The 16,901-nt window shown below is 64.2% G+C and carries 11 protein-coding genes; 3 read left to right on the forward strand and 8 right to left on the reverse strand.

Features of this window, described 5'->3' with window-relative positions:
• Positions 1-9: 9 nt before the first annotated feature.
• From IM784_RS04015 to rpoB, 4 genes are all read right to left on the reverse strand, one after another.
• Positions 10-1,164 (reverse strand): glycosyltransferase family 4 protein, encoded by a 1,155-nt coding sequence (locus IM784_RS04015; protein WP_199553963.1) that lies wholly within the window; start codon positions 1,162-1,164, stop codon positions 10-12.
• Positions 1,165-1,265: 101 nt separating this feature from the next.
• Positions 1,266-2,039, reverse strand: coding sequence for a PEPxxWA-CTERM sorting domain-containing protein (locus tag IM784_RS04020; protein ID WP_235976504.1), 774 nt, complete (start codon positions 2,037-2,039; stop codon positions 1,266-1,268).
• Between the two features lie 276 nt (positions 2,040-2,315).
• The gene (gene rpoC / locus IM784_RS04025; protein WP_199553964.1) at positions 2,316-6,506 is read right to left on the reverse strand and encodes a DNA-directed RNA polymerase subunit beta'; all 4,191 of its coding nucleotides are present in this window, start codon (positions 6,504-6,506) and stop codon (positions 2,316-2,318) included.
• Between the two features lie 57 nt (positions 6,507-6,563).
• The gene (gene rpoB, locus IM784_RS04030; RefSeq protein WP_199553965.1) at positions 6,564-10,721 is read right to left on the reverse strand and encodes a DNA-directed RNA polymerase subunit beta; all 4,158 of its coding nucleotides are present in this window, start codon (positions 10,719-10,721) and stop codon (positions 6,564-6,566) included.
• 315 nt (positions 10,722-11,036) lie between these two features.
• Between rpoB and IM784_RS04035 the strand changes: the two genes are divergently transcribed.
• Together IM784_RS04035 and IM784_RS04040 are read left to right on the forward strand one after the other, a co-directional pair.
• The gene (locus IM784_RS04035; protein WP_199553966.1) at positions 11,037-11,561 is read left to right on the forward strand and encodes a DUF2975 domain-containing protein; all 525 of its coding nucleotides are present in this window, start codon (positions 11,037-11,039) and stop codon (positions 11,559-11,561) included.
• The gene (locus IM784_RS04040; protein ID WP_199553967.1) at positions 11,561-11,770 is read left to right on the forward strand and encodes a helix-turn-helix domain-containing protein; all 210 of its coding nucleotides are present in this window, start codon (positions 11,561-11,563) and stop codon (positions 11,768-11,770) included. The genes IM784_RS04035 and IM784_RS04040 overlap by 1 nt, the downstream gene beginning before the upstream one ends.
• Positions 11,771-11,861: 91 nt before the next feature.
• Here the strand turns inward: IM784_RS04040 and rplL are convergent, their stop codons facing one another.
• The 3 genes from rplL to IM784_RS04055 all read right to left on the reverse strand — a co-directional run bounded on the left by rplL (position 11,862) and on the right by IM784_RS04055 (position 14,758).
• The gene (gene rplL, locus IM784_RS04045; RefSeq protein WP_199553968.1) at positions 11,862-12,239 is read right to left on the reverse strand and encodes a 50S ribosomal protein L7/L12; all 378 of its coding nucleotides are present in this window, start codon (positions 12,237-12,239) and stop codon (positions 11,862-11,864) included.
• An 18-nt stretch (positions 12,240-12,257) separates the two neighbouring features.
• Positions 12,258-12,773: a 50S ribosomal protein L10 gene (rplJ, locus tag IM784_RS04050; RefSeq protein ID WP_199553969.1), complete on the reverse strand. Its 516-nt coding sequence runs from the start codon at positions 12,771-12,773 to the stop codon at positions 12,258-12,260.
• Positions 12,774-13,201: 428 nt separating this feature from the next.
• Complete coding sequence (locus IM784_RS04055) at positions 13,202-14,758, reverse strand: hypothetical protein (protein ID WP_199553970.1); 1,557 nt, start codon at positions 14,756-14,758, stop codon at positions 13,202-13,204.
• 157 nt (positions 14,759-14,915) lie between these two features.
• Between IM784_RS04055 and IM784_RS16995 the strand changes: the two genes are divergently transcribed.
• Positions 14,916-15,950, forward strand: a complete 1,035-nt coding sequence (locus IM784_RS16995) for a PEPxxWA-CTERM sorting domain-containing protein (RefSeq protein WP_235976505.1) — start codon at positions 14,916-14,918, stop codon at positions 15,948-15,950.
• A 254-nt stretch (positions 15,951-16,204) separates the two neighbouring features.
• Here the strand turns inward: IM784_RS16995 and rplA are convergent, their stop codons facing one another.
• Positions 16,205-16,897: a 50S ribosomal protein L1 gene (rplA, locus tag IM784_RS04065; protein WP_199553971.1), complete on the reverse strand. Its 693-nt coding sequence runs from the start codon at positions 16,895-16,897 to the stop codon at positions 16,205-16,207.
• Positions 16,898-16,901: the final 4 nt, after the last annotated feature.

Raw genomic sequence — 16,901 nt, forward strand, 5'->3', positions numbered from 1 at the left:
CTGGTGCGCTCAACCGCGCCCGGTCAGCACAAGATAGCGGTCGATGACGGCATCGTTGATGGCATCCCAGTCGAACGCCTTGGCTCGCTCCAGGCTCGCCGCCCCATGGCGCGCCCGTAGCCCGGGATCGCGGGCATAGGCCTCCAGCGCATCGGCAAAGGCCCCCACATCGCCGGGCGCCACCAGCCGTCCCGAAACGCCGTCGACCACCAGCGAACTCGCCCCCGTGGCAGCAGCGGCCACCGGCGGCACTGCACAGGCCATCGCCTCCAGCGTCACATTGCCGAAGGTCTCGGTGACGCTCGGGTTCAGGAACATGTCGCTGCTGGCATAGGCACGCCCCAGGGCATCGCCGGTCTGGAAGCCCACGAATGCTGCGCCGGGCACCTGCGCTTCAAACTCCTCGCGCGCCGGCCCCTGCCCGACCACCAGAAGCTGATGCGGAACGTTCCGCTGCCCCAGCTCGGCAACGGCAGCTGCCACGATGTCCAGCCCCTTCTCCAGCACAAGCCGCCCGACAAAGCCGATCACCGGCGTGGCGTCGTCGATGCCAAGGCTGCGCCGCCAATCCATGTCCCGCGCCTCGGGCCGGAAAATGTGCCGATCGACACCCCGGCTCCAGATCCGCACCTTCTCCGAATAGCCCTCCTGCCTCAGCACATCTGCCATGCTCTCCGAAGGCGCATAGATTTCGTCCAGATCGCCGTAAAAGCTCTTCAGCAGCCGCTCCGCGCCGCGCCGGATGAAGCCCATCTTGTAATAGTCGAAATAGGTTTCAAACCGGGTATGCACCGAAGCGACCACGGGCAGCCCCTTCGCCCGGCCCCAGCGCTTGGCATCATGCCCCAGCCAGTCCGGCGCCGACAGATGCACGATGTCGGGGCGAAACTTCTTCAGGTCCGCCCGCACCGTCAACGGCAGGCCCAACGCCACCCGATACTCCCCCCGCCCGGGGATCGGCACAGAGGGAACGCCCACCAGCGTCCCCGTCGCCGGAAAGGCGGGCTCCTCCACCACCGGCGAATAGACCCGCACGTCGATGCCTCGTTCCAGCATGCGCCCCACCAGCCGGTTGAGCGCCTGGTTCGCACCATCCTTCACATAGTTGTAATTGCCAGAGAACAGCGCGACGCGCAGCGGCCTCGATTTGTCAGCCTTCGTCATGATCAGCCCGCTAGACCCTGACTGTGGCGCGGATTGGGCACAGAAAGAGGCCCGACGTTGCCGCCGGGCCTCCCCTTCCAACCCGAGTCAGAAGCTGTGCGTCAGGCAGTGATCTTCGCGAAACCGCGACGGCGGGCGGCGAGACCCACCAGGCCGAAGCCGACGATCATCATGCCCCAGGTAGCAGGTTCGGGAACGCCGGGGACCACGACCTGGCCGCGAACGCCGAAACGGACGTTGTCGATGGCAAAGCCCGCAGGCTCCGAGCCGACAAGATCAAGGAACACGCCGGCGATGCCCTTGGAGCCGGTCGCCACCAGCCCCAGGAATTCAATGCCGGTGCCGTTGTTGGTGACGGTGCCGAGCAGCGTTCCGTCGCGGGCGAAGGCGGTGATGCCCGTCGATTGTGCCGCGTCGAAGAAGCCGGCGCCGAAACCGACGCCGAACTGATCGGTGCTGAAGAGAACGGCGATCGGGCCGTTGAAGCGCGGCGAGCCGCTCAGAACCGGCGAGGTCGGATTGGCGCTGTCGGTGGTGATGAAGGTGTCGGGCGAATCCGGATCCAGCGTCAGCGGGCCGGTGGGATTGCCGACAACGCAGGCGCTCGCAGCGGCGCCCGGGCAATCGACGCCAGGCGTAGCGCTCAGCATCTGCCCCTTGAAATATCCGTCGAAGGTTACATCAGGCGCGCCGACGCCGCCGCCGTAGTCGGCCGGCGTATAGCTCGGATTGACGGTGTTCACGGAATACTCGCTGAACGTAATCAGCCCGGCAGATGCCAGAAAATCGCCCTCGCTGACGCGAACAATCTGGGCGTTCACGGCCGCAGGCAGCAACAAGGCGGCCGCAACCATCCCCAATTTCAACTTCGTCATTTTCCCACTCCTGTTAGACCGAATGGTCGCAGGCTCACCTGCATATTCGGTGCCAACAGCGCGCGGGCGGATATTTGCTACATTCTACAGTTGGTTAACGGGAGTGAAAGTTTTGGTGCCGATGCCGACTTGTCAAAATTCCCGACACCTGATCCGAGGGGACGCAAAATGTCGCAGGGAATGCCGATTGCAGGGCATCGCTGTACCACCAACGATGTCGGCCCCGCATCATTTCTGACGCGGGGCCGAGTTGTCCAAGCCTTCTGTTGAAACGCCTCAGGCGTCGGCAGTTGCGTCCGTCGCCGCCGCCAGCGCCGCCTGCTGCGCACGGAGCGCAGCATCGCGGCTGTTCGCCGTCACCCGCATCCGGCCCAGTGCCGCGCCGGTCCCTGCCGGGATCAGACGGCCGACGATGACGTTTTCCTTCAGGCCAAGCAGCGTATCGGTCTTGCCCTGAACGGCGGCTTCGGTCAGCACCCGCGTCGTTTCCTGGAACGATGCGGCCGAGATGAAGCTGCGCGTCTGCAGCGAGGCCTTGGTGATGCCCAGCAGCACCGGCCGGCCATCGGCCGGCCGCTTGCCCTCGGCGAGCAGCTTGGCATTCACTTCGTCCATCTCTTCGCGGTCGACCTGTTCGCCCTTCAGCAGCGTCGAGTCACCCTCGTCGAAGATCTCGACCTTCTGCAGCATCTGGCGAACGATCGTCTCGATGTGCTTGTCGTTGATCTTCACGCCCTGCAGACGATAGACTTCCTGGATTTCCGCGCAGAGATATTCGGCAAGCCGCTCCACGCCGAGCACGTCCAGAATGTCGTGCGGGTTGGCCGGACCATCGATCAGATAGTCGCCCTTGCGCACAAGGTCGCCTTCCTGAACCGAGACATGCTTGCCCTTCGGCAGCAGATACTCGACCGGATCCGAACCATCTTCCGGACGCAGGATGACACGCTTCTTGGTCTTGTAGTCCTTGCCGAACTCCACGCGTCCGTCGATCTTGGCAATGACGCCATTATCCTTCGGAATGCGCGCTTCGAACAGCTCGGCCACCCGCGGCAGACCGCCGGTGATGTCGCGCGTCTTGGCGGCTTCGCGCGGCATACGCGCCAGCACGTCGCCCGCTTCCACCGTCTGGCCGTCCGACACCGAGAGAATGGCGCCCACCGGCAGCAGATAGCGGCCGGCTTCACCCGATTGCTCGTCCAGCAGCGTCATCCGCGGACGCAGATCGTCCTTGGCCTTCGCCGCCTTCCACTCGGAAACCACCTTCTGGGCGATACCCGTCGCGTCATCGGTTTCTTCCTTCAGGGTCTGGTTCTCCACCAGATCCTGATACTTCACGATGCCCGACTTGTCGGTGATGATCGGCCGCGTATACGGATCCCAGTCGGCAAGCCGCTGGCCCTTCTTCACGGTCTCGCCGTCCTTCACCGCCAGCACCGCACCGAAGACGATCTTGTGCACCGAACGCTCCCGGCCTTCGGCATCCACGATCACGACTTCGCCACCGGTCGGCGCCATGCCGATGATCCGGCCCTTGCTGTCCTTGATGGTCGGCAGGTTGCGATAGGTGACCTTGCCATCCACCGGGCTGTCGTGGCTCGACTGTTCGGAAACCTGCGCCGCGCCGCCGATGTGGAAGGTCCGCATCGTCAGCTGGGTGCCAGGCTCGCCGATCGACTGCGCAGCGATCACGCCGACGGCTTCACCGATGTTCACCGGCGTCCCGCGGGCAAGATCCCGGCCATAGCAACGGGCGCAGACGCCCTGCTTCGCTTCGCACACCAGCGGCGAACGGATCTTCACCTCGACGATGCCGGCGTCCTCGATGGCCTTCACCATCTTTTCGTCCAGCAGCGTGTCGCGGGCAAACAGCACGTCCTGCGTCTTCGGATCGACGATGTCGTCGCAGACGGTCCGGCCCAATATGCGCTCCGCCAGCGTCACGATAACGGAACCGCCTTCGACGATCGCCTTCATCATCAAGCCGCGCGAGGTTTCGCAATCGTCTTCCAGAACCACGCAGTCCTGGCTGACATCGACCAGACGGCGGGTCAGGTAACCCGAGTTCGCCGTCTTCAGCGCGGTGTCGGCCAGACCCTTGCGGGCGCCGTGCGTCGAGTTGAAATACTCAAGGACGGTCAGGCCTTCCTTGAAGTTCGAGATGATCGGCGTCTCGATGATCTCGCCCGAAGGCTTGGCCATCAGGCCGCGCATCCCCGCAAGCTGCTTCATCTGCGCCTGCGAGCCACGGGCGCCGGAGTGGGCCATCATGTACACCGAGTTGATCTGCCGCTGCTTGCCCGTCTTTGCGTCGATGGGCAGCGCCGAGATTTCCTTCATCATCTCGTTGGCGACATCGTCACCGCAACGAGACCAGGCGTCGACGACCTTGTTGTACTTCTCGCCCTGCGTGATCAGGCCGTCCTGATACTGCTGCTCGAAGTCCTTCGCCAGCGCGCGCGTTTTCTCGACGAGCACTTCCTTCTCGGCCGGGATGATCATGTCGTCCTTGCCGAAGGAAATGCCGGCCTGGCAGGCGTGCCGGAAGCCCAGCGCCATGATGGCGTCGGCAAACAGCACGGTCTCTTTCTGGCCGGTATGACGGTAGACGGTGTCGATAACGTCGCCGATTTCCTTCTTCGTCAGAAGGCGGTTGACGGTCTCGAACGGCACCTTGTGGCTCTTCGGCAGGCACTCGCCGATCAGCATCCGGCCCGGCGTCGTCACAAAGCGCTTCATGTGCGTCGCGCCGGCTTCGTCGGTCTGCGGCACGCGCGCCTCGATGCGCGTGTGCAGCGTCACCGCCCCCGAGGTCAGCGCCGCATGCACTTCGGCCATGTCGGCGAACAGCGGCAGCCGCTCGCGCTTCGTGCCGTCGGGCAGCTCGACATATTCCGGCGTCTTTTCCTGGCGTTCCATCGCCAGGTAATAAAGGCCCAGCACCATATCCTGCGACGGAACGATGATCGGCTTGCCGTTCGAGGGCGAGAGGATGTTGTTGGTCGACATCATCAGCACCCGGCATTCCAGCTGCGCCTCCAGGCTCAGCGGAACGTGGACGGCCATCTGGTCTCCGTCGAAGTCGGCGTTGAAGGCCGAGCAGACCAGCGGGTGCAGCTGGATTGCCTTGCCCTCGATCAGCACAGGCTCGAACGCCTGAATGCCAAGCCGGTGCAGCGTCGGCGCCCGGTTCAGCATCACGGGATGCTCGCGGATCACCTCGTCCAGGATATCCCAGACTTCCTTGCGCTCCTTCTCCACATACTTCTTCGCCTGCTTCAGGGTCATCGACAGACCCTTGGCGTCGAGGCGCGCATAGATGAACGGCTTGAACAGCTCGAGCGCCATCTTCTTCGGCAGGCCGCACTGGTGCAGCTTCAGTTCCGGACCGGTCACGATCACCGAACGGCCGGAATAGTCGACGCGCTTGCCCAGAAGGTTCTGACGGAAGCGGCCCTGCTTGCCCTTCAGCATGTCCGACAGCGACTTCAGCGGACGCTTGTTGGCGCCCGTGATGGTCCGGCCGCGACGGCCGTTGTCAAACAGCGCGTCCACAGCTTCCTGCAGCATGCGCTTTTCGTTGCGGACGATGATGTCCGGGGCACGCAGCTCGATCAGCCGCTTCAGGCGGTTGTTCCGGTTGATGACGCGGCGATACAGGTCGTTCAGGTCCGACGTCGCAAAGCGGCCGCCATCCAGCGGCACCAGCGGACGCAGTTCCGGCGGAATCACCGGCACCACCGTCAGGATCATCCACTCGGGGCGGTTGCCCGATTCCAGGAAGCTCTCGACGATCTTCAGGCGCTTGATGATCTTCTTCGGCTTCAGCTCGGACTTCGTCGTCGCCAGCTCTTCGAGCAGCGCGATCTTCTCCGACGCAAGGTCGAGGTCCATCAGCAGTTCGCGAATGGCTTCAGCGCCGATACCGCCGCGGAAGGACTCCTCGCCGAACTGGTCCTGCGCTTCCAGATACTCGTCTTCCGACAGCAGCTGGAACTTCTTCAGCGTGGTCAGGCCAGGCTCGACGACGATGTAGTTCTCGAAATAGAGAACCCGCTCCAGGTCCTTCAGCGTCATGTCCAGCAGCATGCCGATGCGGCTGGGCAGCGACTTCAGGAACCAGATGTGCGCAACCGGCGCCGCCAGTTCGATATGGCCCATCCGCTCGCGGCGCACCTTGGAAACGGTGACTTCAACACCGCACTTTTCGCAGACAATGCCCTTGTACTTCATGCGCTTGTACTTGCCGCACAGGCACTCATAGTCCTTGATCGGGCCAAAGATACGGGCACAGAACAGGCCGTCGCGCTCGGGCTTGAAGGTCCGGTAGTTGATCGTCTCGGGCTTCTTGATTTCCCCGAACGACCAGCTGCGGATCTTGTCCGGCGAGGCGATCGAAATCTGGATCTGGTCGAAAACCTCCGGCTTGGCGACCGGAGAAAAGGCGTTCGGAACGAGTTCGTTCATGGTGTCTCCTCAGCCCCCCAAATTCATTCAGAACCGGCGGGCAATCAAATCCGGAAATCAGGCGTCGGCGGAATCGTTGGTCTTCAACTCGACGTTCAGGCCGAGCGACCGCATTTCCTTCACCAGCACGTTGAAGCTCTCGGGGATGCCGGCTTCAAAGCTGTCGTCACCCTTGACGATCGCTTCATACACCTTGGTGCGGCCGACAACATCGTCCGACTTCACCGTCAGCATTTCCTGCAGCGTGTACGCAGCGCCATAGGCCTGCAGCGCCCACACTTCCATTTCCCCGAAGCGCTGGCCACCGAACTGGGCCTTGCCGCCCAGCGGCTGCTGGGTGACGAGGCTGTACGGCCCGATCGAACGCGCGTGGATCTTGTCGTCGACCAGGTGGTGCAGCTTCAGCATATAGATATAGCCAACGGTCACCTTGCGGTCGAAGGCCTCGCCGGTCCGTCCGTCGAACAGCTCGACCTGCCCGGACGTATCCAGCCCGGCCAGTTCCAGCATGTGCGAAACATCCGCTTCCTTCGCTCCATCGAACACAGGCGTGCCCATCGGAACACCCGGCGTCAGGCTGTCGGCGAACTTCATCAGATCGTCGTCGGTCATCGACGCCACGTTCGCCTGCTCGCCGTAAACGGCGTCCAGGTTCGCGCGCAGCTTGGCCAGATCGCCCTTGGCGTCGGAAACCGCCGCCTCGTTCTGGTTGCGGATCGATTCCAGCAGCCCGGCCACCTGCCGGCCGATGCCGCGGGCGGCCCAGCCAAGGTGGGTTTCAAAGATCTGCCCGACGTTCATCCGCGAAGGCACACCCAGCGGGTTCAGCACCAGGTCGACCGAGGTGCCGTCTTCCAGATAGGGCATGTCTTCCGAAGGCAGGATGCGCGAGATCACACCCTTGTTGCCGTGACGGCCGGCCATCTTGTCGCCCGGCTGAAGCTTGCGCTTCACGGCCACGAACACCTTCACCATCTTAAGCACGCCCGGGGGCAGCTCGTCGCCGCGCTGCAGCTTGTCCTTGCGGTCGTCCAGACGCGCCTGGATCAGGGCCTGCGCCTCGTCCCACTGCCCACGCGAAGCCTCGAGGTTCGCTTGCGCATTGTCGTCGGCAACGCCGAACTTCCACCATTCGCGGCGCGGATGCTCTTCCAGCAGCGCGTCGTCGATCACCGCACCCTTCTTGGCGCCCTTCGGACCCGTCACGACCGTCTGGCCGAGCAGCAGTTCCTTCAGGTGCGCATAGGTGGCGCGGTCCAGAATGGCGCGTTCGTCCGCGGCATCCTTTTCCAGACGGTCGATTTCTTCCCGCTCGATGGAGAGCGCGCGCTCGTCCTTGTCGATGCCGTGGCGGTTGAACACCCGCACTTCGACGATGGTGCCGGCAACGCCCGGGGGCAGACGCAGCGAGGTGTCGCGCACGTCGCTCGCCTTTTCCCCGAAGATGGCGCGCAGCAGCTTTTCTTCCGGCGTCATCGGGCTTTCGCCCTTCGGCGTGATCTTGCCGACCAGAATGTCGCCCGGCTCCACCTCGGCGCCGATATAGACGATGCCAGCCTCGTCGAGGTTGCGCAGCGCTTCCTCACCGACGTTCGGGATATCCCGCGTGATGTCTTCCGGCCCAAGCTTCGTGTCGCGGGCCATCACTTCGAATTCCTCGATGTGGATCGAGGTGAAGATGTCTTCCCGAACAATACGCTCGTTGATGAGGATCGAATCCTCATAGTTGTAGCCGTTCCAGGGCATGAACGCGACGAGCGCGTTCCGGCCCAGCGCCAGCTCGCCATATTGCGTGCTGGGGCCGTCGCAGATGATGTCGCCCTTCGCCACCAGATCGCCCACCTTCACCAGCGGACGCTGGTTGATGCAGGTGTTCTGGTTCGAACGCTGGAACTTCATCAGCGTATAGATATCCACCATCGACTTGCCCGGCTGGACGTCTTCGGTGGCGCGGATAACGATACGGCCTGCGTCCACCTGGTCGACGATGCCGGCGCGGCGGGCGGCGATGGCAGCGCCGGAATCCCGCGCCACCGTCTCTTCCATGCCGGTGCCGACGAACGGCGCTTCCGCCTTCACCAGCGGCACGGCCTGACGCTGCATGTTCGAGCCCATCAGGGCGCGGTTGGCGTCATCGTTTTCCAGGAACGGGATCAGCGAGGCAGCGACCGAAACCAGCTGTTTCGGGCTGACGTCCATCAGCGTGATGTCCTTCGCCGGCGCGATCAGGAATTCCCCGGCTTCGCGTGCCGAAACCAGCTCTTCCACGATGCGGCCGTCGGCATCCACTTCCACGTTGGCCTGCGCGATCGTGTGGCGGGCCTCTTCCATCGCCGACAGATAGATGACCTCGTCGGTCACCTTCAGATCGACAACCTTGCGGTAAGGCGTCTCGATGAAGCCGTACTTGTTCACGCGGCTGAAGGTGGCCAGCGAGTTGATCAGACCGATGTTCGGCCCTTCCGGCGTTTCAATCGGGCAGATCCGGCCATAGTGGGTCGGGTGCACGTCGCGGACCTCAAAGCCCGCGCGCTCCCGCGTCAGGCCGCCCGGCCCAAGCGCCGAAACGCGACGCTTGTGCGTCACTTCAGACAGCGGGTTGGTCTGGTCCATGAACTGCGACAGCTGCGACGACCCGAAGAATTCGCGCACGGCAGCCACCGCCGGCTTCGCGTTGATCAGGTCGTTCGGCATCACGGTGGAGATGTCGACAGACGACATCCGCTCCTTCACCGCCCGCTCCATGCGCAGCAGGCCGACACGATAGCTGTTCTCCAGCAGTTCACCCACCGAACGCACCCGGCGGTTGCCGAGGTTGTCGATGTCGTCGATTTCGCCCTTGCCGTCCTTCAGGTCGACCAGCGTCTTGACGACAGACAGGATGTCCTCGCGGCGCAGCGTCGTCAGGTCGTCCGGAGCATCCAGGCCCAGGCGCATGTTCATCTTCACCCGGCCCACGGCCGAGAGATCATAGCGCTCCGGATCGAAGAACAGGCCGGCAAACAGCGCGTCGGCGGTTTCCCGCGTCGGCGGTTCCCCCGGGCGCATCACGCGATAGATGTCGGCCAGCGCCTGGTCGCGCTCTTCCGCCTTGTCGGCGTTCAGCGTCTTCAGGATCCACGGGCCCACGTTCACATGGTCGATGTCCAGCACGTCCACATGCGCAAAACCGGCGTCGGTCAGGCGATCCAGATGCTCCTGGGTGATTTCCTCACCGGCCTCCACATAGATGGCGCCGGTCTTCTCGTTGATGAGATCGAAGGCAGAGAAACGGCCCAGCACTTCGTCGGCCGGCACCAGCAGCACCTTCACACCATCGTTCTGCGCCTTCTTGGCGGCCCGCGGGGTGATCTTCTCGCCGTCCTTGAACAGCACTTCGCCGGTCTCGGCGTTCAGCACGTCATAGGCCGGCTTCACGCCGCGCCACTGCTCGACCACGAACGGCATCCGCCAGCCGTTCAGCTTGACGTCGCGCTCCCAACGGACGGTGCCGTAAAAGTGGTTCAGGATTTCTTCGCTGTTCAGGCCCAGCGCATAGAGCAGCGCCGTCACCGGCAGCTTGCGCTTGCGGTCGATACGGACGTTGACGATGTCCTTGGCGTCGAACTCGAAGTCCAGCCACGAGCCGCGATACGGGATCACCCGCGCCGCAAACAGATATTTGCCGCTGGAATGCGTCTTGCCGCGGTCGTGATCGAAGAAAACGCCCGGCGACCGGTGCATCTGCGAAACGATGACCCGCTCGGTGCCGTTGACGATGAAGGTGCCGTTCTCCGTCATCAGGGGCATGTCGCCCATATAGACGTCCTGCTCCTTGATATCGATGACCGAGCGCGTGCCGGTGTCGGCATCGACTTCGAACACGATCAGGCGCAGCGTCACCCGCATCGGCGCAGCATAGGTCATGCCCCGCTGGCGGCACTCTTCCTTGTCGTACTTCGGGTCTTCCAGCTCGTAATTCACGAAGTCCAGCTCGGCGGTGCCGGCGAAATCGCGGATCGGGAACACGCTGCGCAGCGTCTTCTCCAGCCCGGACACATAGCCGATTTCCGGACGCGACCGCAGAAACTGCTCATAGCTCTCGCGCTGAACCTCGATCAGGTTCGGCATCTGCACCGCTTCGGCGATGTTGCCGAAGATCTTGCGGATGCGGCGAGTCGCCCGATAGCGATTCGCGGGGGTGGAACGGGTCGGTTCGACGGCCTTGGTTGCCATGGGGCGATGCGTCCTTCGCGTAAAATTCAGCGCGCAAAACAAGACACGAAAAGCCGCATTGCCAATGGGTTACCTTCTGGTCACCCGGGCAAGCGGCATCGCGTATCTCGAATTCCCCCAGGCCCCATGCGTACAGGATGCTGCGCGACGGCACCCCATGTCCCGAACTCTGGAAGAGGGTGGGATATAGAAAGCCTGTAGGAAACTGTAAAGGCCCCCTCTCCCGGGATGCACTTTTGCCGTTTATCGATAAATGTCTTGACTCTTGCGGTGAATCCATATTGTTTTTCGATATATTCAATATCGGAGATCAATATGCCAGACCGTACCACCATCCCGCTCAAGGTCAGCAGCTTCCTCGTCAAAGCCGGCCACCTGCTCACCGCCCTCCTCTCCATCGGCCTGCTGGTCGTCGCCATCCTGCTGGCAATCGCCTGGCCCACCGTCCTCTCCGAAGCCATCGAACAGGGCGCCAAGGCAAAGATCGCCGACATCCAGCCCTGGACCAGCCTCGTGCTCCTCGGCGCTTCGCTGATGCTCTACCTCGCCGCGCGGATGTTCGGCCGCCTCGGCACCGTTCTCGACAGCGTTTCATCCGGCGATCCGTTCACCGCCGACAACAGCCGCCGCCTGCGCCATATCGGCTGGCTGATGATCGCGATCCAGCTGGTCGGCGGGATCGTCGGCTGGATCGGCATGAAGCTGCCCACCGGCAACGATATCAGCACGGGCTTCGACCTCAACTTCAGCGGCATCCTCGCCGCCCTCCTCGCCTTCGTCGTCGCCCAGCTGTTCGAAAAGGCCGCCGCCATGCGCGAAGAGCTGGAAGGAACGGTCTGATGCCCGTCACCGTCAAGCTCGACGACCTCCTGCATGCCCGCCGGATGACCCTCACCGAGCTGGCCGACAGGGTGGACATCACGCTCGCCAACCTCTCCATCCTGAAGACCGGCAAGGCCAAGGCCATCCGCTTCTCCACGCTGGCCGCCATCTGCGAGGCGCTCCAATGCCAGCCCGGCGAACTGCTGGGCTTCGAACCCGAAACCTGACGCCCAATCCCCTCTCGGCCAGCAGGCAAAAAAGAAAGGGGCGGCTCCGCGAGGAGCCGCCCCTTCCCGATTCAAACCCGAAGGTCAGAAGTTACTTGAGTTCAACCGTAGCGCCGGCTTCTTCAAGTTGCTTCTTCAGCTTCTCGGCTTCGTCCTTGTTCACGCCTTCCTTGACGGCCTTCGGAGCGGATTCCACCAGGGTCTTCGCTTCGGTCAGGCCCAGGCCGGTGATGGCGCGGACTTCCTTGATGACGTTGATCTTCTTGCCACCGTCGCCGGTGAGGATCACGTCGAACTCGGTCTTTTCTTCAGCGGCCGGGGCAGCAGCGCCACCAGCAGCCGGAGCAGCAACGGCAACAGCCGCAGCGGCCGAAACGCCCCACTTTTCTTCCAGCAGCTTCGAAAGCTCAGCAGCTTCGAGGACGGTCAGAGCGGACAGCTCTTCAACGATCTTGTTCAGGTCAGCCATGAAAAATCTCCTTGTCTATCAGGCAGCTTGGCTGTCGCCATAAGCCGCAAAAACGCGCGCCAGCTTCGAGGCCGGAGCCGTCGAGAGTTGCGCGATCTTCGTCGCAGGTGCCTGCAACAGACCCACCAGCTTCGCCCGGAGCTCGTCGAGCGACGGAAGTTCGGCCAGGGCCTTCACTCCATTCGCGTCGAGCATCGTGCCCGCCATCGAAGCGCCAACGATTTCAAACTTGTCGTTGGTCTTCGCAAACTCGATCGCGATCTTTGCAGCCGCAACCGGGTCGACGGACGTGGCAAGACCCACAGGGCCGACCAGCAACTGGCCGATTTCCTGATAGGGCGTACCCTCCAGAGCAATGCGGGCAAGCCGGTTCTTCGTCACCTTGAACTGCGCACCAGCTCCACGCATCCGCGTGCGCAGGTCGGAAACCTGCGCGACGGTCAGTCCATGGTTGCGGGTAATCACCACAACCTGGGTCTCACCCAGCGTCTGTGCGAGTTTGGCGACCAGTTCTTTCTTCTGGTTCCGATCCATGCTCACTCCTTGCACATCAACTGCCCCCCCGAATTGAGGAACAGCCTTGGAGCCAAGGGGCCTGGATGGAGTCCGGGCCCAATGGCCCGCCCGAAAAGGATCGCCGGCAGCAGAGGCAAAGGCCCCTCCTGCAAAATCCCCCAAGCCATCGCACGGCAACAGGAGGCCAAATCGTTCCTCGTCTCATGCAGGCCCATCTGGCTTAAGCGCGGAGTTACCCGAACACCTGCAATCTCGGACGGCGCCGCAAGCCGAAGCCTGCGAGCGGAACGCGCGCCTATACAGGGTTTGCGCCACAGGTCAAGAAATCTGGGCCGGCATTTGCGGCGATGTCGCCTTCGGCCCCGGCGGCCCCATCTTCTACCTGCAGTTCGGCCATGCCTGGGCCTTTGGGATGGACTAAAAGGTCCGCACCATTCCGCAGCAGATCATTCCCGAGCTACCGATGCCGGACAGTAACGACGCCGGGATTCCCCCATCATCCGCAGCGTTTCAGCCTTGTCATAGCCGGTCAACTGCCTGGCCTTCTCCATCGTCGCGGCCATCGCCTCCGCTTCCCCCAACAGCGCGCAGGCCTCTGCAGCCCGTCCGGCCGGCGCCAGGGCATCGGCAAAGGTCGCCAGCGCCTTCACCAGCATCCGGCGCGCGTCGGCATCCTCGGGCCGCTCCGCCAGCCAGCGGCGGCGCTCGGCCACAGAAAGACTGAGCTCCGGGATGGCCGCCGCAAAATTACCGCCCTCCCCCAGCGCCTGCCCATGCGACAGCCGCACCGCCCGCACCCAGGATTGCACCGCGCCATCGCTGGGGTCAGCGGCAGCCAGCGCTTCCCATCCCGCCAGCGACTGCGCCAGCAGCGTCTCGGCCTCCAGCGGTCGCCCGGCCTCGATCAGGGTCGCCCCCAGGTTCCACTGCTGGCGCAGCAGCATCCAGCGCAGGCGACTGTCATTGGGCCAGCGCCCCAGCGCCGCCTCCGCCGCTTCCACGGCCCGGCCATACCCGGCCAGCGACCGCTGAAGATCGCCCAGATAATAGGCCGCCTCGGCCTCCAGATCGAGCGCCCGCAGTTGCCGGAGCACACCCACCGGGTCCGTCGCGTCGCGCGTCGTCACCGGCGCCGCGGCCGCCGCAGAGGCGGCATAGTCGCCCTTCCATCCCAGATATTCGCTCTCCGCCAGGGCCCAGTCATCCGCCAGCCCGCCGCCCGCCGCCTTTGCTGCAGCCGACGCATCGCCCAGCAATTTCTCCGCGGCCTTCAGGTCGCCAGCACCGCTCGCCTGCCGCGAGGCTTCGATCTGCACCCGCGTCCGCACGGCCCTTGCCTCGGCGCTCCGGTCTTCCTCCAAAAGCTTCAGCGCCTCCGCCAGCGATTGCCGCGAGGCCGGCCGGTCACGCAGGCTCGGGCGATCCAGCGCATTCTGCAGCACCGCAAGCCGCCGATACCCCTCGGATGCTTCCCGCTTCAGCTCGGGGCTGGCATCCGGCAAGGCCGCCACCCTGCCCAGCACCTGCACGGCCTCGCCCGCCAGCTTGCCCCGCACGGCAACGGTTCCCGGCTGGCTCTCCAGCTCGTCGTTCAGCGCCGCCACCTGCGCCCCTGCCAGCCGCTTCAGATCCTCTGTCTGCGCACTCGCCAGCCGCTCGCCATCGGCGGCCCGCATCCCCAGCCAGACGGCAGACCCCACCGCCACCAGCAGGAACAGCAACGCCAGCGCCAGCCAGGGCCGCCGCGCCGCCGGTTCGGCGATAGCCTCTTCCGGCGCGGCAACCTCCCCGTCCCGCTCCACCCAGGCCTTCAGCTCATGCGCATAGGCGAACACCGGCGCCCGCGGCTCTCCGGGCACCCGATGCACCGGCAGCCCGCGCGACGCCTCCCACCGCTTCACCGTCCGCTCGTCGACGCCGAACCAGCGGCCGATTTCCTTCCACCCGCGCAGCCGCTCGGCACGCGCGCCAGTTACCGGCCCGGAAACGGAATCGACCCCCATTCGTCCAGTCTAGACAGACATTTCCACCCTGTCAGGTGGCAGATGTCCCGACATGCCCCGACCTGTCCCGACACGGCGGGACGATTAATCAACCCGTTCCACCTACCCCGATGCCGGGTGCAGCAGCGGTTGCATCGGGCAAACAGGGAACCACATCATGAACAGGGAAATTGCAATTCTCGCCGGGCTGATCGCACTGGCCGGCTCCGGCAGCGCCCAGGCCTCGCACCAGGTCATCTACGCGCCAGCAACGAAAAGCTCGGCCTCCTCCCACGCGCATCAGGGCCCCTATGTACAGGCGAGCTTCATGGACGTCACCAACACGACGGTGAACTACACGTCGACCGGCCCCGGCGGCACGGCCACGCACGGCCCGCTGTTGGCCACCTCCAGCAGCGTCGCCACCACCCAGCCGGGGGGGTATGCGGACCTGTCGTTCGGATCCTCGTCCAGCGCCAGCGCCGATCTGGCAACAGGGCGGCTGAAGGCCAGCGTCGGCGCCTATGGGCCGGAATTCTACGGCTCGCCGCTCGGCTTCGCCGAATCCAGCCTGTACGATACGCTGTTCTTCACCAACAATTCTGGCGGCGATGTCAGCCTGACCTTCCGCTACAGCTTCGACGGCAGCGTGATCGACACCCTGAACGCCTCCAGCCCCGGCGGCGTCGCCACGCTGCAACTCAGCTGCGACTATTGGCGCTGCTATAACGAGGCGAATGCCGCCATCCGCTTCGCCAAGTCCGGCACCCAGGTCGGCGACAACATCCATGCCTTCTTCGACGAAAATGGCATCAGCATGTTCGCCCGCAACATCTATGGCGACCAGTATCAGCTGTTCGACCATTTCGACGTCTGGAACGGCAGCAACGGCGGCAGCGCCATCGACGGCTGGATGGAAGCGACCCTGCTGATCCCCACCGGCGAAACCTCACTGGGCATCTATGGCCGGCTGGCGCTCGATTGCCGGGGCGGCTCCAACTGCGATTTCGGCCACACCGGCAGCTTCGGCTTCGTCGGCGCCCTGCCGGAAGGGCTCGCCATCGGCTCGGCCTCGGGCGTGTTCCTCACCGCCAATGGCACCCCGACCCCCGGCGGTATCCCGGAGCCAGCCAGCTGGGCGCTCATGATCCTGGGTTTCGGGGCAGTCGGAGCCAGGCTCCGCCGGCGCCTGCCCGCACCGGCAGCCGCCTGATCCGATCTGCCTGGAAAGAGGGGGCCCGGCCGGAGGGTGCCGGGCCCCCTCGACCGCTGCAACGATCGGACCTGCATCGCGCTCCAGCAGAAGCCGGGCCTCCGCCACAGCCGCGACCCACTCATCATCCGGCGATGGGGGGCTGAACGCAAAAGAGGCCGGGGTTTCCCCCAGCCTCTCTCGGTCTCAACAAGGTGAAAAGCTCAGGCGCAAGCTTGAGCGAGGCGCTTACGCGCAAGCTTGAACGAGGCGCCTCAGGCGCCCAGCGCGCTCGCCGTATCCACCTTCACGCCCTTGCCCTGCGAGGAGCTGAGCGAGATCTTCTCGACATACTTGCCCTTGGCGCCCGATGGCTTGGCCTTCACCAGCGCGTCCAGAAACGCGTCCAGGTTCGCCTTCAGGTCTTCCTGCGGGAAGCTCGCCTTGCCCAGACCCGCGTGGATGATGCCGGCCTTCTCAACACGAAACTCGATCTGGCCGCCCTTGGCAGCCTTCACGGCTTCGCCGACGTTCATCGTCACGGTGCCCAGCTTCGGGTTCGGCATCAGGCCCTTGGGGCCCAGCACCTTACCCAGGCGGCCAACCAGGCCCATCATGTCGGGCGTGGCAATGCAGCGATCGAAGTCGATGGTGCCGCCCTGCACGATTTCCAGCAGGTCTTCGGCGCCAACCACGTCCGCGCCGGCAGCCTTGGCTTCATCAGCCTTGGGGCCACGGGCGAAAACGCCCACGCGAACGGTCTTGCCGGTGCCCTTGGGCAGGGTCACCATGCCACGGACCATCTGGTCGGCGTGACGCGGATCGACGTTCAGGTTCACGGCGACTTCGATCGTCTCGTCGAACTTCGCGGTGGCGTTCGCCCGCACGATGCCCAGCGCTTCGTCAACGGGATAGAGCTTCAGCGGCTCGACGGTGGCGGCTTGCGCCTTCTGTTTCTTGGTAGCCATCGGT

This window comes from Sandaracinobacteroides hominis (genome assembly GCF_016464365.1).
Lineage (GTDB): Bacteria > Pseudomonadota > Alphaproteobacteria > Sphingomonadales > Sphingomonadaceae > Sandaracinobacteroides > Sandaracinobacteroides hominis.

Bases quoted from the DNA above. Each gene is read 5' to 3' on its own strand.
- IM784_RS16995 (WP_235976505.1), top strand. From the start codon at position 14,916: ATGAACAGGGAAATTGCAATTCTCGCCGGGCTGATCGCACTGGCCGGC.
- rplL (WP_199553968.1), bottom strand. From the start codon at position 12,239: ATGGCTGACCTGAACAAGATCGTTGAAGAGCTGTCCGCTCTGACCGTC.
- IM784_RS04015 (WP_199553963.1), bottom strand. From the start codon at position 1,164: ATGACGAAGGCTGACAAATCGAGGCCGCTGCGCGTCGCGCTGTTCTCT.
- rplJ (WP_199553969.1), bottom strand. From the start codon at position 12,773: ATGGATCGGAACCAGAAGAAAGAACTGGTCGCCAAACTCGCACAGACG.
- IM784_RS04040 (WP_199553967.1), top strand. From the start codon at position 11,561: ATGCCCGTCACCGTCAAGCTCGACGACCTCCTGCATGCCCGCCGGATG.
- rpoC (WP_199553964.1), bottom strand. From the start codon at position 6,506: ATGAACGAACTCGTTCCGAACGCCTTTTCTCCGGTCGCCAAGCCGGAG.
- IM784_RS04020 (WP_235976504.1), bottom strand. From the start codon at position 2,039: ATGACGAAGTTGAAATTGGGGATGGTTGCGGCCGCCTTGTTGCTGCCT.
- IM784_RS04035 (WP_199553966.1), top strand. From the start codon at position 11,037: ATGCCAGACCGTACCACCATCCCGCTCAAGGTCAGCAGCTTCCTCGTC.
- IM784_RS04055 (WP_199553970.1), bottom strand. From the start codon at position 14,758: ATGGGGGTCGATTCCGTTTCCGGGCCGGTAACTGGCGCGCGTGCCGAG.
- rpoB (WP_199553965.1), bottom strand. From the start codon at position 10,721: ATGGCAACCAAGGCCGTCGAACCGACCCGTTCCACCCCCGCGAATCGC.
- rplA (WP_199553971.1), bottom strand. From the start codon at position 16,897: ATGGCTACCAAGAAACAGAAGGCGCAAGCCGCCACCGTCGAGCCGCTG.